This is a genomic window from Pedobacter puniceum (genome assembly GCF_009674685.1).
In the GTDB taxonomy this organism is placed as follows: domain Bacteria; phylum Bacteroidota; class Bacteroidia; order Sphingobacteriales; family Sphingobacteriaceae; genus Pseudopedobacter; species Pseudopedobacter puniceum.
The window spans coordinates 479,150-505,264 of sequence record NZ_WKJI01000002.1 but is presented as its reverse complement, the minus strand read 5'-3'; the positions used below and the strand labels follow the sequence as shown (position 1 = coordinate 505,264).

The window sequence follows — 26,115 nt, the reverse complement described above, 5'->3', positions numbered from 1 at the left end:
CGTTTTTTATAGTAGTTGCTAAAAAATTAAACGCTTAAAATAGTAAATTATTAGTTTAGGATATACATACTCAACTAAAAACTTTCCCATGCGTCTTACTTATCAAGAAAGAAAAAACTTTAGGGAAGTAGTTAAGGCTAGTAATAGCCATTTCAGAGATTTGATTTTGCCCAAATAGCTTTTGGATGGTTCTGCCTATGAATAACCTTTGCGCAAATTCTTGTTGCCATGTTTGGCTATAAGCTTTTTCTAGTTGGGCTCTTTTAGTTGGGTTAATGCCATCATAGCAAATATCAATAATGCAAGAACTTAAAATTTTTGCCGAGTGTAAGGCTATAGCCATGCCGTTTCCGCAAAGTGGAGCAATCATACCGGCAGTATCGCCACACATGAGGATATGGTTTTCTATCAATGTTTTGCGCTCAAAAGCAATTTCATTAATGGTTTCTGGCTTATCCCAAATAAACTCGGCGTTGCGAAAAACTTCTCTTAAAAAGGGGTTTTTGCTTAAAACTTCTTCTTCTACAGCGGCTATAGAACCGTATTTTTTTAAATGCCTATTTTCTGATAGATAACATAAGCAATAGCTATCTGTACCGATGCTGTTTAGGCCACAATAACCACCTTCAAAATTATCTAAGCGGATGGTGTCTTTAGGGAAATCTAACTTTACGTGATATTTAACACCCATATAAGGGCTGCGCTTATAAAAGGAGGAACGTTGGAGTTGCTTATCTAAGTTAGAGCGTTTTCCAAAAGCACCAATCACCAAATCTGCCTGATAAGTTTTTCCGGCTAGTGAAATGTTAAACTGTTCATCATGAAAATAGATATCCGTTATTTTTTCGCCTAAAAGAAACTCCACGCCTTGCTGTTTAGCGATGAGGTAAAGCTGCTCATCTAAGGTGTATCGGCTGATGCCAAATCCGCCTAAGTCTAAAGGGGCATGAATGGTTTTTCCTGATGGTGAGGCAATAATTAACTTTTCTAGTTTACTCGCCTGCAAATCCTCGGGGTTTAACCCCAAACTTTTTAAAAAAGGTAAAGCTTCATTGCTTACATACTCGCCACAAACCCTATGGAAAGGGTAAAATTTACGCTCGGCAAGGCAAACTTCAAAGCCTGCTTTGCTTAATAAAATAGCGTTGGTAAGGCCTGCTAAACCACCTCCGGCAATAAATATTTTTGGTTTTTTGCTCATTTATAAATGATGATTTGCCAGCGAAAGGCCCACATCCATTTAATACTATACTTCTTAATACCCATTTGCGCTAATAATGTTTGCAGCTCTTTTCTGGTAAAACTTCTTAAGACTGATAATTTACTATCGTGTTTTACCATGGGCGATTTGGAGAAGATTTGGGTAAGCCAACCAATAGAATAATAAGCCAACCAATGACGGTGTAAATCATTGATGATAACAGCTTTTTTAGAAGCGTACAGCATTCTTCCTACCAGTTTCTTCCATTCATCATCATTAAAATGATGGGTAAATAAGCTGCTGATAACATAATCAAACTCTTCGGCTAAGAATGGCTCTTCTAAAACATCAGCCAAACTAAAGTGGATATCTTCTGCTTCATGATGTGCTTTGGCAAAGCTAATAGCACTAGGTGTGGCATCAATCCCGATAAAGTGAGGGTATATTTTTCTTTTACGGAAGTGCTTTTTTAAAACTTTTAGGCTATCGCCACCGCCGCAGCCCCAATCGCAAATAATGTCTTTATCTTGAATGGGTAATTTCTTAAAAGCATTGTAAAATACCTGAAAACCGCCTAGCAATTTGTTGATGACTTCCAGCTCTTTTAGAACCGGGTGAATAGCTTGTTGGTCTAACGAGAAATCATCCATGATTTCTAACGCTGTACTTCTATGTTTAAAACTAGGCATATGTAAGTACCATACTTTCAAAAGTTAAGCCAGGACCAAAAGCAAAGCTCAATATTTTTTCTTCTTGTTGTTTGGTTTTGAGCTTTTTACCGAGTGCTGCTAAGACAAAAAGCACCGTTGCCGATGACATATTACCAAAATTACGTAATACCTCATAAGCATGCTCATTTTGGTGGGGATGGAGCTGAAAAGCATCATCACAAACTTCTAAAATTCTTCTGCCACCAGGGTGGATGGCATATTGTCCAATATCATCAAAAGCTAATTGGGCTTTTTTCAATAATTTTTGGGCAATATCTTTAATACCACTTCTTATTTGTTTAGCAACTTGGCTGGTAAGCTGCATTTCATAGCCAAAATTGCCAATGCGCCAAGCCATTTCATTTCTTGCTTGGCTAATTAGCTCGCTGTAAAAAGAATTGATATGGAAAAGTTTATCATCAGTTTGCGCTTCATGTTGCACTAAAACAGCCGCTGCACCATCGGCAAATAAAGAATTTGCCAACCAGTTATCTAAAGTATTTTCTTTTTGGAAATGGAGGGTACAAAGCTCAACATCTACAATTAAAACTTTAGCTGTAGGTTGCGCTCTGCAAATATAATCGGCCACTTTAAGCGCATTAAAAGCACCATAACAACCCATAAAATTTATACAAGTACGCTCAGTATCGGGCTTTAAGCCTAGTTTTTCTACCAGTTCTATATCTAAACCCGGAGCATACATTCCTGTACAACTTACCGTAATTAAGTGACTGATGTTTTGAGGATTAAAGTCAAGCTGTTTTAAGCAATTTTCAACAGCTTTTAAAGCAATTTGTAAAGCATTTTGCTCGTATATAAAACCTCTGCTGGCTGTAGTAGGGAAGGGGTTAAGGCCAGCATCATTACCAAAAAAGCTGTAATCTCCTTTTTGCTTACCAAAATCTTGCAGTACCGAGTGCCTGTAATCTATCCCAGATACTTGATATAATTTTTCTAATCTACGAGCTTGGTTGCTATCCAACTGGTGTGCTTCTTTCATAAATTCCAGTATGCGACTTTGCGCAAACTGATTTGATGGATTACTAGTACCAATTGTCGATATAACACTGCTCATTCAAAAAAATTAAATATTTTTACCTTCATGCTAAACATAACAAAGAAATGAAGTCTACCTTATTACACTTACGCCTTCCTTTTTCTTTGTTATTGCTTCCTGTTTATTTGTTTGCTTATAGCGAAGTACCTAATCCTAACATTTACAATGCCATAGTAGTTTTTATAGTTTGGCATTTATTTGTGTATCCGGCAAGTAACGCTTACAATAGCTATTTTGATAAGGATGAAGGCAGTATTGCGCTTATAAAAGAACCTCCAAAAGTGCAAAAATCTTTATTGGTAACGGCTTATGTTTTAGAGTGGACAGGTTTATTGATGGCTTTTTTAGTGAGTTTTGAGTTTGCTTTGGCGGTTGCCATTTATAATTCTTTTTCTAAAGCTTACAGTCATCCTCGTATCCGCATCAAAAAATATCCTATTTTAAGTTTTTTGGTGGTTTTTATTTTTCAAGGATTTTTTATTTACTACAGTTGCTACCAAGCCATAGGTCAATATGACTTAGGGCTTAACGCCGATGTCATCCAAGCCGGATTGATTGCCTCCTGCTTAATTGGGGCTTCTTATCCGTTAACGCAAGTGTACCAACACGAAGAAGATTGCAAGCGTGGCGATAAAACTTTAAGTCTTTTACTAGGTGTAAAAGGCTCTTTTTTATTTTCAGGCTTTGTATTTTTTTTGGGTTTTGCCCTGATGTTTGATTATTGGAACAGGCAAAATGAACTCTATAATTTTTGGGTTTTTGCCCTATGCTGCTCCCCAATATTAGGCTATTTTTTATGGTGGTTTAAACAGTGTTTAAACCGAGTTGAAGCAGCATCTTTTAAAAATGCGATGGGTATGACGCTTATGAGTGGTTTAATGATGTTGCTGTATTTTAGCTGGTTATGGCTCTAAAATCCTATTCTTCTGCCTTAAAATTTGCTTTGTGTTTGATGTAGGAAATATAATTTTCTGGCAATTGGTGTTGTTTAGCGCCTTCTAATAGGGTGTTTAGATATTCTTCTTCTGGTGATAGCTCCTCTGCTTCATCCACACAAATAAAAGCATAAGCCTGATGTAAACCTTTATCGCTTTCAAGCTCAAATTCTTGTAATTGGTATTGAGGTTCTGTTTGTTGCAACAATTCAAAATGTTGATTATGTACTTGATATAAAACACCATGTACATTTTCACTTTCAGAAACTACCAAATTGGCTCTGGCACTACCATCGGCGTTAAGCTGATGAAAGCATAAACCATAACCATATAAAACGGCTTGCCCAACAACTGTTACAGGGTCATTAACCCTAAATTCCATTAATGCTTTATTAAGATTACTACCGTAAGCGAAATATAAAAAAGTGTTTTCCATGGTTTATTTTTCTCCGTTCCATTCTGCATAAAACTGAGTCAAATATTGAACCATAAAATCATGTCTTTGGGCTGCCAATTTTTTGCCTGTTGCGGTGTTCATCTTATCTTTCAATAAGAGTAATTTTTCATAAAAATGGTTGATGGTTGGGGCGGTAGACTTTTTATAAGCCTCCTTACTTTGGTTAGGCTCTGGCTTAATATCTGGGTTGTAAAGTTCTCTGTTTTTATAGCCACCATAGGTAAAAGCTCTGGCTATGCCAATAGCACCAATGGCATCTAGCCTATCGGCATCTTGTACCACCAACATTTCTGCTGAAGTAAAAGTAACATCGCCTAAGCTAGCTTTAAAAGACATGTTTTTAATAATTTGCTGTACGTGGATAATGGTTTCATCATCAACAGCTAAAGTTTTTAAAAATTCGCCCGCTTTTCTTGGTCCTATTTCTTCATCTCCATCATGAAATTTAGCATCGGCAATATCATGTAGCAAAGCGGCAAACTCTACCACTAGTAAATTCACTTTTTCCTCTGCTGCGATGTTTTTAGCTGTTTTCCAAACACGTTCTATATGAAACCAATCATGGCCAGCCTCGGCATCTTGTAATTCTTGCTTTACAAAAGCTATGGTTTTGTTAATGAAGTCTTGCATTATTTTAATTTCTCGTTGTTACGATGTCTGTCTGCATCTCTAATACTTTTCTTCTCCATATTTTTTTCTAATGCAGCGGTTAAATCAATACCTGTTTGGTTAGCCAAGCAAATCAATACGAAAAGTACATCGGCCATTTCATCGCCTAAATCAACTTTTTTATCAGATTCTTTAAAAGACTGCTCGCCATATTTACGAGACATGATACGGGCAACCTCACCCACTTCTTCCATTAAAATAGCCGTATTGGTGAGCTCATTAAAATACCTTACACCAGTAGTTTTAATCCAATTGTCTACCAGTTGTTGTGCTTCTTTAATTTCCATGATGCTAAAATCAGGAATCTTTAGCAATAAATAAGGGCTATGCTGTTATTTCGTATAAAAAATAGGGGCAATCATAACCATCGCGTAAAAGCAGTGGTTTGGCAACATTAAAAACCTCTATACCGTCTTGTGTTTTGCCCTTTAAAGTGCCAATGTGGGCATGGCCATGAAAAGCAACATCAACATTTCTTCTGCTGAGGGGTTCTGCCAATCTGGATGAACCTAAAAACGGAAAAATAGCTTCGGCTTCGCCTTTTACGGTTTCTGCTATGGGCGAGTAATGTAACAAAGCCACTTTTTTAATATCTTGATGGTCTGATTCTAATCTTGCCAAGGCTCTTTCTAATTGTAAGGCTTCATTTACGGCTTCTTGTACAAAATCTTTCATGCCTTTTTCGCCAAACATGGATAGCATATGCTTATCAAAACCACCACCAAAGCCTTTAATACCGGCAAAGCCAATGTTATGGATAACGATAGCTTCTCCATCTAAAACATGAACATGGTCTTTTAACAAAAGCTGACGAATCATTTTCTCTCTGCCTTTTTCGTAATCGTGATTGCCTAAAACCATCACTACAGGGATGCTACATACTTTTAATTCTTCGGCTAAAACGGCTGCTTCAGACTCGTCGCCCGTATCGGTTAAATCGCCACAGATAACCAAAACATCTGCTTTTTCTGATATTTCTTTAAAATAGGCAGTCCATTTTCCTTTGTCAGATTCTTTTACATGGATATCGGCAACGGCGGCTATTCTAGTATTTTTTGTTGTATCTGTCATGGTATGAAAAATTTAGGTAGTCATGATGGTGGATACTTTATAATCCCAATCTTTAATATCTACGCTGTATTGGGTTTGGTCTATAACGGGGCCTCTACAAACTTTCACTACCGTAGCGGGTAATTGGTATTGGTTATTGGCTCTTTTTATCAATTCATCAAACAACCATTGAGGGATGATTTCATGAAAATCAGACGGGTAAACAAACTGAAACATAATGATTTGAGCCAATAATAAATGCCAGTGGTTGTGTTGGTCTAATCGGGAAAGTAACCTTTCCCAGTCTAATTCTTTGCCTTTTTTAAGAATAACATGGTTGATATCTGCCCCATCAAAACGTTCACGATTTTGGACATATATTTTACACCAAATAAGCTCTTCGGGAGATAAAAATTTCACTTCTTCACCAGCAAAAGTACCAGGGGTAGCATGTTCAAACCAGCTATCATCAACCGTACAAATATTATTTACAGTATCAAAAATAATATCGATAAAATAATCTCCTTTAAAAACTTTGGCCAACCAGCGGATGTCTGTTAATTGGGTTGTATAACCTTTGTCAGCAAAAAACTGTAGTATTTTACTATAGTCTGATGGTTTACAAAAGATATCTAAATCTTTAGTATCGCGGTAAATACCAGTATGTGCAAAGAGGGAAAAGGCACCTCCTAGCATAAAATCTACACCGCACTCTTTTAGTAATTGTAAGGCTTCTTTATAGAATTCTTGAGCTTCTTTTTTCTCTTCTTCAGTTGTAATCATAGGGTTTTTAATAAGGTAGAAACTGCCACTAGGCAGTTATTCATCATACTTATTCAAAAACCAAACCTAAATTGCTAGAAGCCATTGTTAATTTAATATTATTGTTAGGTTATTTTTTGGGATTTTCTATCTCATTTAAAAGTTATTTATACTTTTGAGTAACATCTACTCTTATGAAAAGAAAAAAAAATATCAAAATAGCATTTGCTATTTTCATCTGTATCTTTTTTTGTAACTGTAAAAAAGATATAATTTTTAACACTTCAACAAGTCAGCCTGAAACTTACAATGTCGAAGCACTTAAATTAGTTTTTGCTAATAGTGGATATCAGTCTCAATTGTTACTTAATCATAAAGATTCTATTGAAATAAGCTGGAAACCTGATTGGAAAAAATTTCAGAAAAAATTAGTTAATGATTCATTAGCTTATTATTATATACCACTCGATTTACAAATTCTTAATAAAAAGACGAATGTTTACTTGAAATCTCCTATTTCAAACACTGATAAATATATATTATTTAAAGAAACTTCTTCTGGATTAGATATTAAATTGGCCACCTATATTATTCCCCCTAAATCGAATATTACAGCTATTAAGGATGAATCTAAGGATCTAATACAGGATCATACTACTGATTTCAAAAATTTTAATGGTGTTTTATTATTAAAAGATTTTAAAAATAAAACTATTAACTCTTATGAATATCGAAATGGTGTTCATAAACCTCTGAAAAATCAAATTAGTCGAGGCTCAAAACAAGCTAGTACATCAGAAAGAGTCGAATGTACTTTAGCATTTGTTGACTGTCTTTGGTATGGACAGCATCATGGGGGATGTTAGAGAACGGTTATTTTGAGACAGGAAGATCTCTGTATTGTTCTCAACCACTAGATAGCGATCTTGTTGACTATGATTCTTGGTGTAATCAAACAATATACTCTGGATATGTAAGTTGGAGTCTTATACACATAGACGAATATTATGATTGCGTCATTTATGAAGATCCACCTCCTTCACCAGACCCTTTAGACTGTGCAAATGTACCAGGGGGCTCAGCATATTTTATACAAGGTTGTGGTTGTGTTGGTGGAACAACTGGTTTATTACCGTGTGTAACTTATGATCCTTGTGCTCAAGTAGCTTTGCATGAGCAAGATATGGAATTTAGAGCTATAGTTAATGAGTTGAAAAATAAGACCAATTTAACTCATGAAACAGGTTATGCAGAATCTCGATTAGGAACATTCAATTCTTTGATATCAGGAAATTCTACATCAAATAGCGATAATCTAAAGATTAATATTGATACTGAAACGATAGGATTCACACATAATCATTTGGATGATTATGAATTAGTAAGTACTGTAAATAATGGTATTGTTGAAATAAGAAAACCTATTAAAATGTTTTCACCTGCTGATGTTAATGCCCTTATGTTATTAATTCAAGCTAATATTAGTAGCGGTGACTATTCAAAATATTATGTTAATATGGTAAGTAGCAATGGAAACTATACTATAATGTTTACTGGTAGTCATTTTGATATAAAAACTGGTTTTGATACTCCAGAATGGAGAAATAAATATGTGGAATTTTATAAAAAAGAAGATGGTAATGATGAAAAGAAATTTTTAAGATTTGTTAATGAAGAGATGAATTTAAATGGTGTTAAGCTCTTTAAAGCAAAAAGTAACGGTATCATAGAGGAAAAATCTTTAATACTAAATTCTAATGGTAAAATTACAGTATTTACCAACCCTTGTCCATAATTGAAATTTTTAATCTAAATAAAATGAAAAGAATATATTTAAGTATACTAATAATATTAATTAGTTTAACTGTACAAGCGCAAGTTATCATTTCCTTAGAACAAGCAGAAGCATATTTAGGAACTCCAGATGGTATACCAGAAGATGTTACTTACGTTAAAGATGTTAATAACATACTTCCCAAATTTGTAGGTATTTGGAAGGGTACGGCAGATGGTAAAATAATTGAACTGCATTTAAACAAGTTTTTGCATTTACCATCTAGTGCAGACGGATTTAAGATAGATCTGTTGGCAGGTAGATTACTAATTAAAGACCAAGTAACAGGTGCCATTTTGTATAATACTTTAAATATTTCAGATGATGAAGAAACATGGCTTGAAGGTTCTTATCCGATTAATGGCAGTTATGTGATGCATTTCGAGAATAAAAATGATACTTATTGTATGGATGGAGGTGAGGTTTATATATCTGTTAATAATACTACTTTAACAAATATGACTTTTAATTTTTATAGAACACAAGATATCTATGTTGAAGGGAAATGTCCAAACTTTGAAACTTATGTTCCTATTTTACCTAAAAGAATTCAGTTAGTAAAGCAATAATTGAAGGCTTTTAGAAGGCTAATGCCTGTCTTTATCCTTAGTATCCATCATGATGGTAACCGGACCATCATTTAAGAGTTCTATTTTCATATCGGCACCAAAAATGCCGGTTTCTATTTTGGTCTTGCTTAATTGAGCTAGCTCTGCAATCATTTTTTCATAAAGCGGAATAGCCTGGGCAGGTTTGGCAGCTTTGATAAAAGAAGGACGGTTTCCCTTTTTTGTTTGTGCGAAGAGTGTAAACTGAGATATTAATAAAATACGTCCATCAACATCAGCTAAAGATTTATTCATTAAGCCATTTTCATCATTAAAAATGCGCATGTTCACAATTTTTTGTGCCAGCCAAATTAAATCTTCTAGAGTATCGGCCTCCTCAATGCCCAATAAAACCAAAAATCCGGTGTTTATTTTACCTGTAATTTCTCCATTTACAGTGCATGATGCTTGACTTACTCTTTGGATAACGGCTCTCATATTTTTTTGTTGATGGTTAATAGTCCATGGTTGATGGTTAATAGTCCATGGGCAATAGACTATAATCCAGTTTACGCCCTCGTATCGTTTTTATGATATATACTCAAATAGCTATCATATCTAGTGGGTTGAATGTCTCCTTCGTCTAAGGCTTTTAAAATAGCGCAACCGGGTTCGTTAATGTGTACGCAGTTATGAAATTTGCAGCCATGCATACGGCTTCGCATCTCTGGAAAGAAATGAGCAAGCTCCTCTGGTTCTATATCGGCAATGCCTAATTCTCTTATTCCTGGAGTATCAATTAATTTTCCGCCGAAAGGCAATTCAAACATTTCTGCAAAGGTAGTGGTGTGTTTTCCCATATCACTCCAATCAGAAATTTCGCCAGTTCTTAAAGCAATACCAGGTATGATCTGATTGATTAAGCTTGATTTTCCAACGCCAGAATGACCCGAAAATAAGCTAGTCTTATCTTTCAGCAATTCTTTAATGGTATTCACATGAGTGCCTTCTATGGCAGATACCGCATAACATTTATAGCCTATACCTTCATACAATTCCATATAATTGGCGAGGATTTCTAGGCCTTCATCGCTAAATAAATCTAGCTTATTAAAGATCAAAATAGCAGGAATTCCATAAGCCTCAGCAGTAACCAAAAAGCGGTCTATAAAACCTAAAGAAGTTCTTGGAGAAGCCAAAGTTACCACCAAACAAGCCTGATCTAAATTAGCAGCAATAATTTGTACTTGTTTAGATAGGTTGATAGATTTTCTGATGATATAATTCTTACGGTCATGAACTTTGCTAATTACGGCCGTTTCTTGCTCAGGTTCTAGTTCAAAATCAACAAAATCTCCAACAGCAACAGGATTGGTGCTTACCAGACCTTTCATTCTGAGTTTGCCTTTTATCCTGCATTCATATTTGTGCTGATTTTCACCTAAAACAGTGTACCAGCTTCCTGTTGATTTAATAACTAATCCCTGCATACCGTTGTAAAGATAATTATAGGCTAAATGAATTTCCTATTTTCTGTGAAAAATGTTTGTATTTAAAAAATGAAAGCTTAGATTTGGCACATAATTTAAAAACGTGAACAATAACTATACAACTACAATTACTTACACCATGACGCTCTGCGCATAGAGGAAGGTAATTATAGGCTTATATAAAACATACAAAGCGCCTTCCGACAAAACGGAAGGCGCTTTTTTTTAAATTTTAATATCAAATCCAAAGCTGCATTGACAGTAAAAGATTTTTAGCTGTAGAAAGAAAATGAAAATTTTAAAATTCGGAGGTACTTCTGTTGGGTCTGTAGATGCTTTAAAAGCGTTGATAGATGTGGTTAAAACTAACCTTGATAAGCAAGAACAAATGGTCATTGTTGTTTCTGCTATGGGAGGTGTTACCAACCAATTAATCACGACGGCAGAGAACGCTATAAAAGGAATTGATTTTTCTGAAGCTTTGGCTGATATAGAAAAAAGACACTTTGAAGTGGTAAAAGCGTTGATTCCTGTGCAACAACAAAATCAGGTTTTAACCAAATTGAAATTATTTTTTCAGGAGCTGGAAGATTTAATGCAAGGTGTTACAGCCTTACAAGAGCTAAGCCCTAAAACTCGTGATGCTATTTTAAGCTATGGCGAGCAATGCTCTGCTTTCATGATTTCTAGAATCTTAAAAACCATACATGAAGGTGCTGATTACCTAAACACTACAGAAATTATTAAAACTGATAGCACTTTTGGTAATGCCCGTGTAGATTTTGAGCAAAGTAATTTCTTGATCAAGAACTACTTTGAACATCATAAAGATAGTTTAATTGTTGCTACTGGTTTTATAGCTAGCGATGACCAAAACAGGGTAACAACTCTTGGACGTGGTGGTAGCGATTATACTTCTGCCATCATTGGTGCGGCTTTAAATGTATCGCAAATAGAAATCTGGACAGATGTTAATGGCATGATGACTGCCGACCCAAGAAGGGTTAAAAAAGCATTTTCTTTAGAAGAGCTTTCTTATACCGAGGCTATGGAGCTTTCTTTCTTTGGGGCAAAAGTGATTTACCCGCCTACCATGATTCCGGCTTTCTTAAAGAAAATTCCTATTGTTATTAAAAATACTTTTGATGCTAGTTTCCCTGGAACTTTCATCAAACATGATATCAAGCCATCATCAACCGTTATCAGAGGAATTTCTTCTGTAGACCATATCAGCATTATCAATTTGCAAGGTAGTGGCATGGTTGGTAAAGCTGGTTTTAGTGGCAGGTTATTCTCTTTACTTTCTAGAGAGCAGGTAAACGTAGTTCTAATTACGCAATCATCTTCAGAGCACTCTATCACTTTTGCGGTAAACCCAGAGGATGCTAAGAAAGCACAAGCTTTAATACAGCAAGAGTTTGAGTTAGAGCTACAAGCCGGAAAATTAGAGCCTATCACCATAGAGCATGATTTATCTGTTTTAGCTATCGTAGGCGAGAACATGAAGAAAACACCAGGTATTGCTGGTAAACTTTTCCATGCTTTAGGTAGAAATGGTGTAAATGTGGTTGCTATAGCGCAAGGTTCATCAGAATACAATATCTCCGTTATTATCTATAATTCTGATTTAACAAAAGCTTTAAATACTGTACACGATGCATTTTTTGCGCAATTGCAAAAGAACTTAAACGTGTTTATTGTTGGGGTGGGTAATATCAGTAAAGAATTGCTTTCACAGATTAATGCTCATCATGCTTATTTAGTAGAAAATAATCTCATCAATATCAAAATCATCGGTTTAACCAACACTAAAAAAATGTTGATAGAACCAGCCGGTATAGATTTAGCTAATTGGCAACAAAGTTTAAATGAATCAACCGAACCTGCAGATTTAAATAAATTTGTGAGTGAGATGAAGAGCTTAAATCTGCCAAATTGTGTGTTTATAGATAATACTGCAAGCCCAATTCCAAGTACCATGTATAAAGATATTTTTAAGTCGAATATCTCCGTGGTTACTTGTAATAAAATTGCTAATTCTAGCGATTACAAGCAGTTTGCAGATTTAAGAAGTACAGCTAAGAAGTATGGTGTAGATTTCTTGTACGAAACTAACGTAGGTGCTGGTTTACCTATCATCACTACTTTGCATGATTTAATCATCAGTGGCGATAAAATTACCAAGATAGAAGCTATTCTTTCTGGTACCATCTCTTTCATTTTTAATAATTTTAAAGGTGATGTTACTTTCCACGATGTGGTTAAGCAAGCACAAGAAAAAGGTTATACAGAGCCAGATCCTCGTGATGATTTAGGTGGGATTGATTTTATGCGTAAAATATTAATCTTAGCCAGAAATAGCGGTTTACCAATGGAAGCGGCTGATGTAGAGTTAGGTGCTATTTTACCAGAAAATTGTGCTAAAGCACCAACTGTTGAGGCTTTTTATGAAGAGCTAAAAGCTTCTAACGATTATTTTGAACAGCTTAAAAAAGATGCTGAAAAACAAGGTAAAGTTTTACGTTACATTGGTAAGTTAGAAAATGGTAAAGCAAGCATTAGCCTGCAAGCAGTAGGTATGGATCATCCTTTCTATGCTTTATCTGGTAGCGATAACATTATAGCTTTCACTACCGAGAGGTATTGTGAAACACAAATGGTAGTAAAAGGTCCTGGTGCTGGTGCTGCGGTTACCGCTGCTGGTGTATTTGCCGATTTAGTTAAAGTAGGAGCTAACCAGTAATGAGCAGTAAATCAATAAAAGTATTTGCCCCAGCTACTGTTGCTAATGTGGTATGTGGTTTTGATATTTTGGGCTTCGCTGTTAATGAACCTGGCGATGAGCTCATCATGGAACTATGCGATAAACCGGGCGTTGTCATAAGCTCTATAGAAGGCGATGGTGGTAAATTACCTCTCGATGCCGACCGTAATACGGTAGCTGCAGGTGTTAAAAGCATATTAAAACAACTTGGTCGTGAAGACATCGGCGTTAAGCTAAAACTAAAGAAAAAAATGCCTTTAGGTAGTGGCTTAGGTTCTAGTGCGGCTAGTTCTGTAGCGGGTATATTTGCTATTAACGAATTATTAGACAGACCTTTAAGTAAAGAAGAATTATTGCCTTTCGCTATGGAAGGTGAGGCTTTAGCTTGTGGTCATGGGCATGCCGATAATGTTGCACCTGCTTTATTTGGTGGTTTTACCCTTATTAAAAGTTACGAGCCTTTAGAGGTGATAGCTTTACCGGTGCCAAATTTATATTGCGCTTTATTGTATCCGCATGTAGATGTACCTACCAGAGATGCCAGACAAATTATACGTTCTAAAGTATTGTTAAAAGATGCAGTTACCCAATGGGGAAATATTGCTGGCCTAATAAGTGCACTATACCAAGGAGATTACGATTTACTTGGACGTTGTATGCAAGATGTTATTGTAGAGCCTATACGCTCTATGCTGATACCAGAGTTTTATAAAATGAAGGAAATAGCTATGCACCACGGTGCTTTGGGTTTTGGTATTTCAGGATCAGGGCCAACTGTATTTTCTTTATTCCGTTCGCCGGATGACGCACAAAGGGTATTATTAACCTTGCAACAAGTGTTGTTAGACAAAGGTATCGCCAGCAACATATATTTATCAGAAATTAATAAAAACGGACCAGTTATACTATAGCAGTTGGTTAGTTTGTTAGGTATTAGTTTGTTAGGAATTAACTAACCATCCAACCAACTAACCATCCAACCAACTAAAGAAATGAAACTATACAGTACCAAAAACCATCATTTATCGGTTGATTTTAAGACAGCCGTTTTCAATAGCCTTCCGGCAGATAATGGTTTATATATGCCTACCACCATCCCAGTTTTAGATGAAAATATCATTGCTAGTTGGGATAAAAAGTCTTTACCAGAGATTGCTTTCGATTTAGCTTATGCTTTATTGAAAGATGATATTTCTGCCGAAGATTTAAAAGCTATTGTAGATGATGCTGCAAATTTTGATGCTCCTTTACATCCTTTAGCTGATGATGTTTTTGTTTTAGAGTTATTCCATGGTCCGTCTTTAGCCTTTAAAGATTTTGGAGGGCGTTTCATGAGTCGTATCATGGCGCATTTTTTAAAGCAAGAGAAAAAAGAAATCAGGATTTTGGTAGCTACCTCTGGCGATACGGGAGGTGCAGTAGCCTTAGGTTTCTTAAATGTACCGGGTATAAAAGTTACCATCCTTTACCCTAAAGGGAAAGTAAGTTTAATACAAGAATTACAGTTAACCACCAACGGCAATAATATAGAAGCTGTAGAAATTGATGGTACTTTTGATGATTGCCAAGCGATGGTAAAGCAAGCTTTTCATGATGAAGAGTTGAATGCTAAGTTTAATCTTACCTCTGCAAATTCTATCAATATCAGCAGGTTAATACCTCAAATGTTTTACTATGCCAATACTTATGCTCGCTTAAAGCAACAGTTTGAGGATATTACTTTTGTTACGCCTAGCGGTAACTTCGGTAATATAGCGGCTGGTATGTTGGCTTCTAAAATGGGTGTACCTGTTAAGCAATTTATAGCAGCTACCAATAGTAATGATATTGTTCCTCAGTATTTAAAAACTGGTGTTTATACAGCAAAACCTTCTGTACAAACCTTAGCCAATGCTATGGATGTTGGTAACCCTAGCAATTTTGTAAGGATACTAGATATGTTTGATAACGATAAAGCTAAACTAGAAGCAGCGTTTGATGCTGTAGCTTTTGATGATGAGGCTATAAGAATAGCGATAAAAGAAGTTTATCAGGATAAAAATTATATCATGTGTCCGCATACGGCTACGGGGTATTTAGCAGTAAAAGAGGCCAAGACAAAAAACCCGTTAGCTAAGCATGCTTATGTAGTTTTGGCTACGGCACATCCTTGCAAATTCCCTGATGTTTTTGAGGAATTGAACATTCCTTATGAAATACCTGCACAAGTTGAAGAGCTATATCATAAAGACAAACATCAAATTGTAATGGATAATAACTATCAAAAGTTTAAAGATTATTTATTATCGCAATCATAAGCCTGAAAGGGGTTCAATATTCATAACCTTAGGTGCATTGCATGGATTACACATTTGCATAGCCTGTGTGACTATAAAGCACCTTAAAACTTAACCCTGAAAGGGTTCAATACTCATAACCATAGGCGCATCCTTTGGATTGACACATATGCACAACCTGCAGAGAGGAGCAAACCCTGAAAGGGTTTAATACACCTAACCATAGGCGTTTAGTCTGTGGATTAGCACATATGAGGGATAAATCCCCAATCCTAAAAGGGTTGAATATCAATTAACCCTCTTTTTAGGGATAACCGCTTTGGTATTACCGCCATTTATTTTGGTAAAACGATAGCTTAAGGCCGCCATAAAATTACGGGTTCTTTGAAGCGAAAAGCTTTCTTGGAAAAAGGTTTGCCCTTGGGTGATAGAACTAAAATTACGTTCGCTAAAAGGGTCTACCATGGTTACGCGGGCACTCATTCTATTCTTCAAGAAATTACGTTTAAAACCAAACTGACTTTCTAAATAGCCATTTACAATACCCTGTGCAGAAACATTTCTGATATAGTTAAGATTCGCTTCCATTGCGGTAGATTTATCAAAACTATAGCTCATACCCGCATTAGCTCTTACCGCTATACCTGTATTATTTAAACGCGAATTAGCAGCCGATTCGTAACTTACCCTACTAATAGTAAAGCCGGCATTCATATTCTTGGTTTTATCTATTTGGTAGTTTGCGAAAGTATTGAAATTTATAGAGCTGCTATTTCCTAAGTTTAAATAAGTAGTTTCAGTACCATTAGTACCAGCTATAGGTGTTTTAATACGTTCTATGATTCTACTAGAAATGGCATAACTTATTCTTGGTGAAACCGACCAGCCTTTACCAAAAAAGGTAATATTAGCTTCGTATTGGTCTGTAAAAGAAGGTCTTAAATTGATATTTCCAAAACGGATGTTTAAAGAGTCAGAATTATCAATTAATGGGTTTAAAGCAAAAGCTCTGGGTCTGGTAATTCTTCTGCTGTAATTTAAACCACCACGCATGGTTTTAGAAAAACTCCGGGTAACGGCTAAACTAGGGAAAAAGCTCATATAAGGTCTAAAATCAGCATTAGGCATATTTTCTTGAATAAAGCTGATGTTAGTAAGCTCAGCTCTTGTTCCCGCTCTAATACTCCACTTTTTTATCCTAAATCTGGCTGTTAAGTAGCTAGCATAAACGTTTTGTTTAAACAAAAATGCATTGGTTAAAGCATCATTTACTACATATTGATTCACATCATAATCAAAGTATTGTGCTAACTGACTTTCATCTGAGTTGTTTAGGTTTATTTTAAAACCTGTTTCTAAACGGGTATTTAAAAATTTAAAGGTTTTATCGTAATCAAGGTTTAGTTCTAAGTTAGAACCTATATTGTTATTACTATTTTGTTGTAAAGTAGGCTCTGGGTTTCTTAAAGTTCCATCTGGTCGGTAAGAAAATCTAGAAAAGTCTCTTAAATCAGCATAATTATTTCTGTTGTAATTGATACCTACGGTGTAATTCTGTTTGTTTTTCCCTCTTAGTGTATAATCGGCATCCATCACAAAATCATAACTATTATTTCCATTAGTATTATTTTGCCTTAATAGATTTCTTTCTATTCTTTCTTCCGTAAGAGATAAGTTATCAGAAAAACTTTCGCTAAAACCATCATTATAACTACCCCTTATGGTAGCCTTTAAAACTTGTGCAGAATCTGGTTGGTAAGTTATAGATACTCTACTATCTACGCCATCTGTAATACGCTCTGCATTATTTGTTTGGTCGTTAAAAAAAGTAGTATCAAGAGCACCAGTATTATCAAAAACATTGTTTGTTCTGTTAGAATTGGCATCAGATAATCTTAAAGCATGGGAGTAACCGGCATTGGCATTAAAAGAGAATTTTTTTCCTTTTGATGATAAAAAAGCACCTGTATTATGGTTTCCTAAAGTACCTACTCTGGAAGATAAAGTACCTGTTAAGCCAACTTTACGCCCTTTTTTCATCACGATGTTGATAATACCATCGCCATCAGCATCAAATTTAGAGGAGGGGTCTGTTATAACTTCTATGCTTTCTAAAGCATCTGAAGGTAAAATACTTAATAACTCACCAATGCTATTTGCAGAATAATCTGAGGGTTTTCCATCAATAAAAATCCGGGTATTTCTTCTGCCGGCTATGGTAGCTTTTCCGTCTATATCCACACTCACCATAGGTACGTTTTTCAAGACATCAGCGGCAACGCTACCCTCGCCAGCTATGGTTTCAGAGATGTTGTAAACCAATTTGTCGTCATGCATTTCAACCACAGGTTTTTGATAGGTTACCACAACCTCATTCAAAAGTTTGTCATTGGCATTGAGGAGGATATCGCCTAAATCTATTTCTAAACGAGTATCGGTAATGGCTATTTGGGTAATGGCTTTATTTTGATAGCCTACATAAGATATTTTTAAAGTATAGTTGCCAGGTTTTAAATTATTAATCACGAATTTACCTTCCAAATCATTTTGTAATGATTTAGGAGTAGAAACACTGTCGGTTAAACTTAGTGCCACAAAAGGTATAGGAAGATTAGTTTTAATATCTAAAACTCTTCCTTTAATAATACCTGGTGCGTTTACTGGTAAATTTTGCGAAAATACCGCTAAACTAATCGTAATAAAAGAAAGTATTAGCCAAAAACGTATAGGTTGAAGCAATTTCAATTTGGTTATTTATTGTGATTGAGTTTTTTAGACTCTTTTATTTATTAAAGGTTTAAAAGCCTTCTTCACCCATGCCACCTCCGGTATTTTCTGGTCTTTTGTTACTTCTTCTTTGGTTGTTATTTTCCATTTTACCAAAGCGATAGCTAAAGCTTAAATTATACATTTGGCCTTGTCTTCTACGCTCAAATTCTTGTATAAACTGTCCATTATCTGTTAACATGCCAAATCTCCGGCTATTAAAAACATCTTGCATATTAAAGCCTATGCTACCTTTTTTATTTAATACATCGTATCTGATACCAGCATCCATGGCAACCATTTCTTTCATTCTGCCTTGCGACATTACCCTTGGCGCCATGTAAAATAAGTTAGCTTGCGCCGATAGATTTTTGGTAATGGTCATTTGCGATGTTAAATTACCATTCCAGTTAAAGCCATCATTATCGTTAATACCTAAGCTTGCATCACCAGTAAAATAGGTTTGGAAGAAGTTTAAGTTCCCTGTAATATTAAAGCCTTTAGCAATATCAGCCCTGCTAATTAATTCTAAACCAAAAGATTGATTTCTAGCGATGTTAAACCATCTGGAAATAGTACCCCCATTTTGATCTGGATTTTGTTGTCTTATACTTTGTACAACATCATTTACCTGTCTGTAATAAAGAGAAGAGGTTAAGGTAACAGATTTCCAAAATTTAGCATAACCAAACTCGAAAGAGTGGATGTCTTCTGGTCTTAAATTAGGATTTCCGATTCTGATGTTATATCTGTCTGCAACATCCGGAAAAGGATTAATTTGCCAACCTCTAGGTCTATTTACTCTTCTAGAATAGCTTAATTGTAGCTGATTATTTCCTTTAAGTTTTTGAGTTAAGAATATACTTGGATACAATCTGAAATAATCTAACCTACCGGGTGCAGAGCTTGGCGTTCCATTAATGTCTGTTCTGCTAAAATTGGTGTTTAAATAGGCTTGTTCTGCTCTTAAACCTATTTGTGCTCCAAAATTATCCGTAAATTGTTTCTGATAATTGCTATAAACAGCATGTACAAATTCTTCCATTTCAAACAAACTAGTTAAATCATAATCTCTGTTATAAGAATTAAAATTGGCCACTAACGTGTCTGATACTTGGTCTTCGTCACTATATCTTAAGGTAGTACGGTAGCCCGCTTCTAGCTTGCTGGTTTTAGAAAATGGTTTGATATAATCTAGCTGGATATTAAAATTTCTGTTGTCTTGTGCTACATCGTTACGACGGTTAACGCCCAGCCTATCAGAAAGTTGACCTTGGTTATTAAAAAACTGTTGTACAATGTTTTCAAAATCATTTTCATTACTTTTCCCAAATGAGAAATTGGTACTTAATTCCTCACCAGGATTTTTAAACTTATGGAAAAAATCAAGATTTAAATCATAACCATAACCATCTTCTGTATTGATGTTTTCACCTGGTCCGCGGTCTTGTAAATCTCCATTATTATCAAAGAAAAACTGGTTAAGCGTTTCCCTAGCATCCTCATTTCCTATGTTTAAATTACCAGAAATAGCTAGGCTAGTTTTTGGGGTAAAATATCTTTCTACACCTAATTTTAAAGTATTTGTTAAGTCTGATCTTAAAGTATTTTGGTTAGCCGTGGTAAAAGCACTAAGGTTATTGGTACCCAAAAATCTGGTATTGTTAGAGCCTAATCCAATTCTATCTCCGCTTCTTAAAGAGTAGTTACCAGAGAAGTTCCACTTTTCATTTCTAAAATTTAAACCCGTATTAAAGTTATAATTATTGAGTCTACCGGCAGATGTATTAACATTACCATTAACACCTAAACGCTGATTCTTTTTAAGTACGATATTGATGATGCCAGATTGCCCTTCTACGTCATATTTAGAAGAAGGATTGGTAATCAATTCAACTTTATCTATGGCGTTAGCGGGTAAAGATTGTAGGATAGCATTTACATCACCACCACCAAAAGTAGAGGGTTTGCCATCAATAAGAATACGAACATTATTTGTGCCCCTTAAACTTACGTTACCATCTAAATCTACTTGTACAGAAGGCACAGTAGCCAATAAATCTGTAGCCGTACCACCTTGTGAGGCTAAACTTTGGTCGGCATTAAATACTTTCCTATCTATACCTAATTGTATAACATCTTTTTTACCTGTTACTACAACTTCATTAAGCACAGCATCGGCATTTTTATTAAGTTTTAAAATGCCTAAGTCAATAACTTTTTGGTTGGTGATGGTAATAGTTCTATTAAGCGTATTGTAACCCACAAAGCTTACACTGATTTTAAAATTACCAGTTTCATTAACATCATTAAAAGTAAAATTACCTTCTAAATTACTCTGTGTTGCTTTGTAAGGCGTGTTATTAGCCTTTAGAAGCTTAATGGTAGCAAAATCTAGTATAGCAGATGATTTAGCATCTACAACTTTACCTTTTATTTGGACAGAAACCGTTGTTTGAGCAAAAACTTGAGTAGTAAGTGCAATAAATACTAAGATGAGAGCAAGAAATTGAGAGTAAAAACGCATGTTTAGTTTAAGTTTTCTGTTTAGAACTCGAAAGTTAAGCCAGTGTTTAAACAAACCTGCTAAGGTAACCGCATTATTACATAATAGAGTGAATATTAATAAAGAAAGAGGCTGTTTTCTATACTTGTTTCAAGCAAATATAGGAGACAGCCTCTTCTTAGAAGATGTAAAATTATTTTATAAGTTTTTCAAAATCTCTCCAATCGTAATAATGAAACACTTTACCGTTACTCATAGCTACAAAAATTCCTTTCGGAAAATTAGGGCTAAGATTTATGGAGCTTACATCCGAGCCATCACTTTCTAATGCTGATACTGGTATTTGTGTAATGAGTTGATGATTATGAGCATTTCCAGCTTCTCCTTCACGTTTAAATAACATAAATGTGTTAGCTTGTTGGTTAGAAACTAGAATATATCCGGTCTTGGTTCCGGTTTTATAAATAGAAATTCCTTCATGGTCTGCTCTAAATCCTTTAGTTCCAAATAATGCAAGCTCTTGATTATTGTTTAAAGAAGGGTCTGCTATATATTTACGTATACCAACACCTTCGTCTGAATAATATACATAACCCATTTCATTATCTACAGCTATAGCTTCTATTTCTTTTTTACCGCTATATTTTCCAAACTTTCTTACAACATTTGCTTCAATTTTGTTTCCGTCAGAATTTAATTCGTATTGCCATAAATAATTGTCTTTAGGACCAGATTTTCTACCAACAATAACAAAAATTTTCTGATCTGTTGGTCGGGTATATATAGCAAGCCCCATAGGACCGCGTTCTGCTTCATCAGTAAAAACCTGTATACCACCATTGTCTATCGCTGTAAGATCTGGTAAAGAAAAAATTCTAATAGAATTTGTTTCTCTTTCTGTAGTTACAGCTATATCAATTTTTTTACCCTTATACAAAAACCCATAAGCTATATCAACATTATTAGGTCTTTTTAATGGGATTGATTTCTTTACAATCTTACCATCCAGATTAAAAGCGTACAATGCACCATCAGTTTCTTTATCGGTACCAATGATTAAACTTTGCTCTTTATGCTTAGGGTTTATCCATATCGCAGGATCATCTGTGTCAAAAGATACGGGTTCTGTAATTATAACGGGTTTTACCGCATTGCTTTTTATAGGTAGTTGGGTTTTACATGCTGATATGATGAAAATCAACATAGAATAAATAAATATTCTCATATAAGTTTTGTTATTATTAAAATTTTATAAATCGTATTTTAAACCAAATGTATAACGTGGTCTATAATATTCTAGTTGTGCTGTTCTTGCTGCTACACCTTGATAATATCTTAGCGCCTGATTGGTTAAGTTATTTGCTTCGCCAAATAGCCTTATCTTATTGGTAATTTTATATGAAGCATTAGCATCAAGAAAACTTTGTTTATCATAAAAGCGATCTTCAAAACCTTCGCCACCTAATTCATCTAAATAAGCATCAGAAAAGTTATAAGAAAGTCTGGCTACCAGTTTCTTAGTTTCATATGATAAAGAAGCATTAAATAAATTTGGTGCTGTACCTGGCAATGGTACGCCAGATCTTAAATCTCCGTCTGCATTAAATACACCTTCGGCTTTAGATTTGGTAAAAGTATAATTGGTGTAAATTCCAAATCCTTTTAAAAAGCCTGGTAAAAAGTCTAACTGACGCTGGAAAGCAATTTCGAAACCGTACACTTTTACCGCTTCGCCATTTCTTCGTTGCGTAAATGTCCAGTTAGCGCCTGTGTTTATAGGGTTATTTTCATCAGGAAAATCTGCTGCAAATTTAGAAGTAGTATATTGCGCATCTCTATAAGTATAAATAAAGTTATTGATGTTTTTATAGAAAGCACCTCCAGAGATGATACCTACAGACTTGAAATATTTTTCAATAAGGAAATCAAAATTATTTGCTGTTGCAGCTTTTAGATTAGAATTTCCTACGTTTAATTCCTCATCGCTTGGTAAACTATTAAAATAAGGAACCAAGTCATAATAGTTAGGCCGAGCTAGTGAAGTGGTATAAGCGGCTCTTAGAATTAGATTTTCCTTGATAATATATTTTAAAGTAAGGCTTGGTAATACGTTTAAGTAATCATTTTTTAAAGTACGCTGGCCTTGTAAATCTTCTTCATCTTCAACAATATTTCCTGTATAGTTTATATTGGTATTTTCTAATCTTATACCAGCAATAAAAGATAACTGTTCATTAATATCCTGATCGTAACGGATGTAACCAGCAGAAATAGCTTCTTTTGCACTATAATTTAAAGCTAAAAATTCTTCTGGAGCTTCTTCAGCATTAAAAAGAGAGGCATCATTTAAATTTAAACCGCCCAAGTACTTTTTATCTACAAAAGTACCAGGTGCAAATTGTGGACCTTGCACTAAGGCATTGTTAAAAGTTATTGTAGGTAATGTGCTTAGATTCCCAAAAGCATTTATAGGTTCGTAAGCAATAAAATTGTTTAATCTTTCTTTTTCTTTAATTCTTAAACGAGCACCAAATTTTAAACGTCCTTTCTGGTTATTTATCAAGCTTAGAGGTGTTCTAAAATTAATTCTGTAGCCCATTTCAGACTCTTTTGTAAAATCATTATTTTCTGTAAGGTCTCTTAAAGAAAAGTTGCTATTTGCAATTCCTGTTGAAGTTACAGCCGGAAGTTCACTATCAGCAAGATCTAAAATTATGTCTCTTCTACCTGTTTGGAATTGCATATAGCGCTCGTTAGGTCTTTTTTCGCTAGCATCAGAATAGCTGGCTGCCCAATCAAAATCTAGTTTAGGACTTAAAAGATGTTCTCCTTTTAATGCAAAGTTTTTTACTTCTTGTCTTTCTAAGCGTTTAGCTTTTACTTTGTCATTATCAATACCGCCCTTAGTTTCTCTTCTTGCTCTACCCTCATAACCAACAATTAGGTCATTAGTGTCATAAACAGGCTCTATGCTGGTGTATCTTAATCTAAAGCGGTTTTCGTAATCATCTCTCCAGTTATACATTCCGCTAAAGCTGATGTTGTTCTTAGCATTAAATTTATAGTCTGATGAAAGGGAAAAACTTCTTCTAATACGCTGTACATCATACTTACGAATGTCATGTTCTTCAACAAAAACATTATCAAAATCATCTTTCGCCCAAACAGCTTCAATATTATCTGAACCAAAATTATTATCGTTGTAAGAAGCACTTAACACTACACCAAGTTTATTTTTGATAAAACGATTGCCATACACTAAAGCACCTGTATAAGTGGCTTTATCTCTGATAGGGCTATAGCCACTAGCTGCGGTAAAAGAAATACGCTGTACATTTGGTGCAGCCCTTGTAATTAAATTTACAGAACCACCTATAGCATCTGCATCCATATCTGGTGTAAGCGTTTTATTAACCTCTATGGTTTGAATCATATCTGAAGGGATTAAATCCATTTGTACCCTACGGTTATCTCCCTCTGCGGAAGGTATACGGTCTCCGTTTAAGGTTACAGAATTTAATTCTGGTGCCATACCTCTAATGATAATATTTCGGGCTTCTCCCTGATCATTTTGCATAGTTATACCAGGGATACGTTTTATTGCATCACCAATGTTAGCATCCGGAAAACGCCCAATTTGGTCAGAGGATACAATATTTGTAATATTGGTATTACTTCTCTGTTGGCTTAAAGCTTTTGCCTGCCCGCGTAATCGATCGCCTAAAACTACCACTTCATTACCAGCAATTACACCTTCTTCTAGGACAATTGTAAGAGAAAGTGATTTTGATGATAAATTAATGCTTTGAGAATATTTTTTATAACCGAGGTAAGATACTTCTATTTGATACTCGCCATTGGGAACATTTAAAAATTCAAATCTTCCAGATTGATCTGATATGGTATACCGATTGCCAGGTAGAATTTTCAAGGTGGCACCCGGTAGTGATAGGTTTTGTGTTTTATCAATTACATTACCCGTTATTAAGCCATTCTGTGCAAAAGCGCAAATATTTAATATTGCGATGAAAAGCGTTAGTAATAATTTCTTCATGTTATGGAAATAAGATTTTATTTCCGGCGAAATTATTGGATGATTATTAGGCTATAGTTAAGTTTATGTAAGCCTGTCTTAATCATTAGGTAATTTTATTGTTAATCAACAGAAACAGTTAATCCTTCTTGTTTTAAGATTTTTCGGTAAACTTCCATCTCTGTTAAAGAACCTTCTAAAATAGCGCATTTACCTTCATTGTGTACAGTCCAAGCAATTTTCTCGGCTTGATTTTCAGAGTAATCTAGGTATTTCATTAAGCAATAGATAACGTGGTCAAAAGTATTCACATCATCATTCCATAATATTAGTCTATGAACCGTTTTTAAAGAGCTTAAAATTTCATCAAGCGTAAAGGTTTCTTCTTGTGTTTGTGTACCTGCCATACAAATCATCCTGCAAAAATAATTATTCGTAGTTAAAAGCTTTCAAAAAAAATGATAAGAAATTGTAAGTCAAATATGTTAAAGTTTCTCAATCTCTATACGCTTATTGCCTTTTAAGTTTTTAAAGAAACTTGGGGTTAGTCCGGTTACTTTTTTAAACTGGCTACTTAAATGTGCCACGCTGCTGTAATTTAACTGGTAAGCTATCTCAGAAAGCGATAATTCATCGTATATCAATAACTCTTTAACTTTTTCTATTTTTTGGGTGATGAAATATTTTTCTATTGTAATGCCTTCTTTCTCAGAAAATAAATTACTTAGGTAACTGTAATCGTGTTTCAATTGTCTACTTAAAAAATCGCTTAAGTTTATGTGTAAGGCTTCCTTACGGTGATGTATCAATTCGATAATTTGAGTTTTAATAGCATCAATAAGTTTACTTTTTTTATCATCAATAATTTCAAAACCTAAACTTTCTAACTTTAATTTTAGGGTATTTACTTGTTTTTCTGTTGGCGCTTCTTTCAAATGAACCTCTCCAAGTAGCACTTGTTCGGGCAGTAAATTTAGTTCCTGAAAAACCTGCTCAACCACCATTTTACAGCGGCTGCAAACCATATTTTTGATGTAGATGACCATAATTGATGCTC

Annotated in this window: 23 protein-coding genes; 7 read left to right on the top strand and 16 right to left on the bottom strand. The window is 34.9% G+C overall.

Annotated features, from left to right (window positions below; translation table 11 throughout):
- Positions 1-70: 70 nt before the first annotated feature.
- The 3 genes from GJJ64_RS08820 to GJJ64_RS08810 are packed head-to-tail and all read right to left on the bottom strand — an operon-like array spanning position 71 to position 2,986.
- Positions 71-1,201 carry an NAD(P)/FAD-dependent oxidoreductase gene (locus GJJ64_RS08820; protein ID WP_154287438.1) on the bottom strand — a complete coding sequence of 377 codons (1,131 nt, stop codon included), beginning with the start codon at positions 1,199-1,201 and terminating at the stop codon, positions 71-73.
- Positions 1,198-1,890 (bottom strand): methyltransferase domain-containing protein, encoded by a 693-nt coding sequence (locus GJJ64_RS08815; RefSeq protein ID WP_154287437.1) that lies wholly within the window; start codon positions 1,888-1,890, stop codon positions 1,198-1,200. The genes GJJ64_RS08820 and GJJ64_RS08815 overlap by 4 nt, the downstream gene beginning before the upstream one ends.
- The gene (locus GJJ64_RS08810) at positions 1,883-2,986 is read right to left on the bottom strand and encodes a type III polyketide synthase (protein ID WP_154287436.1); all 1,104 of its coding nucleotides are present in this window, start codon (positions 2,984-2,986) and stop codon (positions 1,883-1,885) included. The genes GJJ64_RS08815 and GJJ64_RS08810 overlap by 8 nt, the downstream gene beginning before the upstream one ends.
- A gap of 47 nt (positions 2,987-3,033) precedes the next feature.
- Here GJJ64_RS08810 and GJJ64_RS08805 point away from each other — a divergent pair, with 47 nt between their 5' ends.
- Positions 3,034-3,882 (top strand): UbiA family prenyltransferase, encoded by an 849-nt coding sequence (locus tag GJJ64_RS08805; protein ID WP_154287435.1) that lies wholly within the window; start codon positions 3,034-3,036, stop codon positions 3,880-3,882.
- 4 nt (positions 3,883-3,886) lie between these two features.
- Here GJJ64_RS08805 and GJJ64_RS08800 read toward each other — a convergent pair whose 3' ends face one another.
- Genes GJJ64_RS08800 through GJJ64_RS08780 form a run of 5 tightly spaced genes read right to left on the bottom strand, consistent with a single transcriptional unit; the run spans position 3,887 to position 6,862 of the window.
- Complete coding sequence (locus GJJ64_RS08800) at positions 3,887-4,339, bottom strand: gamma-glutamylcyclotransferase family protein (RefSeq protein WP_154287434.1); 453 nt, start codon at positions 4,337-4,339, stop codon at positions 3,887-3,889.
- A gap of 3 nt (positions 4,340-4,342) precedes the next feature.
- On the bottom strand, positions 4,343-4,990 hold the full coding sequence (locus GJJ64_RS08795) for an HD domain-containing protein (protein WP_154287433.1): 648 nt from the start codon (positions 4,988-4,990) through the stop codon (positions 4,343-4,345).
- On the bottom strand, positions 4,990-5,316 hold the full coding sequence (locus tag GJJ64_RS08790) for a nucleotide pyrophosphohydrolase (RefSeq protein ID WP_154287432.1): 327 nt from the start codon (positions 5,314-5,316) through the stop codon (positions 4,990-4,992). Before GJJ64_RS08790 ends, GJJ64_RS08795 begins: the two co-directional genes overlap by 1 nt.
- Positions 5,317-5,353: 37 nt before the next feature.
- Complete coding sequence (locus GJJ64_RS08785; protein ID WP_154287431.1) at positions 5,354-6,100, bottom strand: metallophosphoesterase family protein; 747 nt, start codon at positions 6,098-6,100, stop codon at positions 5,354-5,356.
- A 12-nt stretch (positions 6,101-6,112) separates the two neighbouring features.
- Positions 6,113-6,862: a nucleotidyltransferase gene (locus GJJ64_RS08780; RefSeq protein WP_154287430.1), complete on the bottom strand. Its 750-nt coding sequence runs from the start codon at positions 6,860-6,862 to the stop codon at positions 6,113-6,115.
- 173 nt (positions 6,863-7,035) lie between these two features.
- Between GJJ64_RS08780 and GJJ64_RS08775 the strand changes: the two genes are divergently transcribed.
- Genes GJJ64_RS08775 through GJJ64_RS08765 form a run of 3 tightly spaced genes read left to right on the top strand, consistent with a single transcriptional unit; the run spans position 7,036 to position 9,244 of the window.
- Entirely contained in the window at positions 7,036-7,707 is a 672-nt protein-coding gene (locus GJJ64_RS08775; RefSeq protein WP_154287429.1) for a hypothetical protein, read from the top strand.
- Positions 7,701-8,636, top strand: a complete 936-nt coding sequence (locus GJJ64_RS08770; protein ID WP_154287428.1) for a hypothetical protein — start codon at positions 7,701-7,703, stop codon at positions 8,634-8,636. The genes GJJ64_RS08775 and GJJ64_RS08770 overlap by 7 nt, the downstream gene beginning before the upstream one ends.
- A gap of 23 nt (positions 8,637-8,659) precedes the next feature.
- A complete protein-coding gene (locus GJJ64_RS08765; protein ID WP_154287427.1) occupies positions 8,660-9,244 on the top strand; it encodes a DUF6705 family protein in 585 nt (194 codons plus the stop codon).
- A gap of 18 nt (positions 9,245-9,262) precedes the next feature.
- Here GJJ64_RS08765 and dtd read toward each other — a convergent pair whose 3' ends face one another.
- Together dtd and rsgA are read right to left on the bottom strand one after the other, a co-directional pair.
- Positions 9,263-9,721 (bottom strand): D-aminoacyl-tRNA deacylase, encoded by a 459-nt coding sequence (gene dtd / locus GJJ64_RS08760; protein WP_154287426.1) that lies wholly within the window; start codon positions 9,719-9,721, stop codon positions 9,263-9,265.
- Between the two features lie 71 nt (positions 9,722-9,792).
- On the bottom strand, positions 9,793-10,713 hold the full coding sequence (gene rsgA, locus GJJ64_RS08755; protein WP_154287425.1) for a ribosome small subunit-dependent GTPase A: 921 nt from the start codon (positions 10,711-10,713) through the stop codon (positions 9,793-9,795).
- 289 nt (positions 10,714-11,002) lie between these two features.
- On the opposite strand from rsgA, the gene thrA reads away from it, so the two are divergent.
- From thrA to thrC, 3 genes are all read left to right on the top strand, one after another.
- Positions 11,003-13,456 (top strand): bifunctional aspartate kinase/homoserine dehydrogenase I, encoded by a 2,454-nt coding sequence (thrA, locus tag GJJ64_RS08750; protein ID WP_154287424.1) that lies wholly within the window; start codon positions 11,003-11,005, stop codon positions 13,454-13,456.
- Entirely contained in the window at positions 13,456-14,388 is a 933-nt protein-coding gene (locus tag GJJ64_RS08745) for a homoserine kinase (protein ID WP_154287423.1), read from the top strand. Before thrA ends, GJJ64_RS08745 begins: the two co-directional genes overlap by 1 nt.
- An 81-nt stretch (positions 14,389-14,469) precedes the next feature.
- Positions 14,470-15,774, top strand: coding sequence for a threonine synthase (thrC, locus tag GJJ64_RS08740; protein WP_154287422.1), 1,305 nt, complete (start codon positions 14,470-14,472; stop codon positions 15,772-15,774).
- A gap of 267 nt (positions 15,775-16,041) precedes the next feature.
- Here thrC and GJJ64_RS08735 read toward each other — a convergent pair whose 3' ends face one another.
- The 6 genes from GJJ64_RS08735 to GJJ64_RS08710 all read right to left on the bottom strand — a co-directional run bounded on the left by GJJ64_RS08735 (position 16,042) and on the right by GJJ64_RS08710 (position 26,104).
- The gene (locus GJJ64_RS08735; protein WP_154287421.1) at positions 16,042-18,498 is read right to left on the bottom strand and encodes an outer membrane beta-barrel protein; all 2,457 of its coding nucleotides are present in this window, start codon (positions 18,496-18,498) and stop codon (positions 16,042-16,044) included.
- 52 nt (positions 18,499-18,550) lie between these two features.
- Complete coding sequence (locus GJJ64_RS08730) at positions 18,551-21,046, bottom strand: outer membrane beta-barrel family protein (protein WP_154287420.1); 2,496 nt, start codon at positions 21,044-21,046, stop codon at positions 18,551-18,553.
- A gap of 172 nt (positions 21,047-21,218) precedes the next feature.
- The gene (locus tag GJJ64_RS08725) at positions 21,219-22,250 is read right to left on the bottom strand and encodes a phytase (protein WP_154287419.1); all 1,032 of its coding nucleotides are present in this window, start codon (positions 22,248-22,250) and stop codon (positions 21,219-21,221) included.
- Positions 22,251-22,274: 24 nt separating this feature from the next.
- The gene (locus GJJ64_RS08720) at positions 22,275-25,079 is read right to left on the bottom strand and encodes a TonB-dependent receptor (RefSeq protein ID WP_154287418.1); all 2,805 of its coding nucleotides are present in this window, start codon (positions 25,077-25,079) and stop codon (positions 22,275-22,277) included.
- A gap of 101 nt (positions 25,080-25,180) precedes the next feature.
- Positions 25,181-25,465 (bottom strand): ATP-dependent Clp protease adaptor ClpS, encoded by a 285-nt coding sequence (locus tag GJJ64_RS08715; protein ID WP_026905178.1) that lies wholly within the window; start codon positions 25,463-25,465, stop codon positions 25,181-25,183.
- A 78-nt stretch (positions 25,466-25,543) separates the two neighbouring features.
- Positions 25,544-26,104: a helix-turn-helix domain-containing protein gene (locus tag GJJ64_RS08710; protein ID WP_154287417.1), complete on the bottom strand. Its 561-nt coding sequence runs from the start codon at positions 26,102-26,104 to the stop codon at positions 25,544-25,546.
- Between the last annotated feature and the right edge of the window lie 11 nt (positions 26,105-26,115).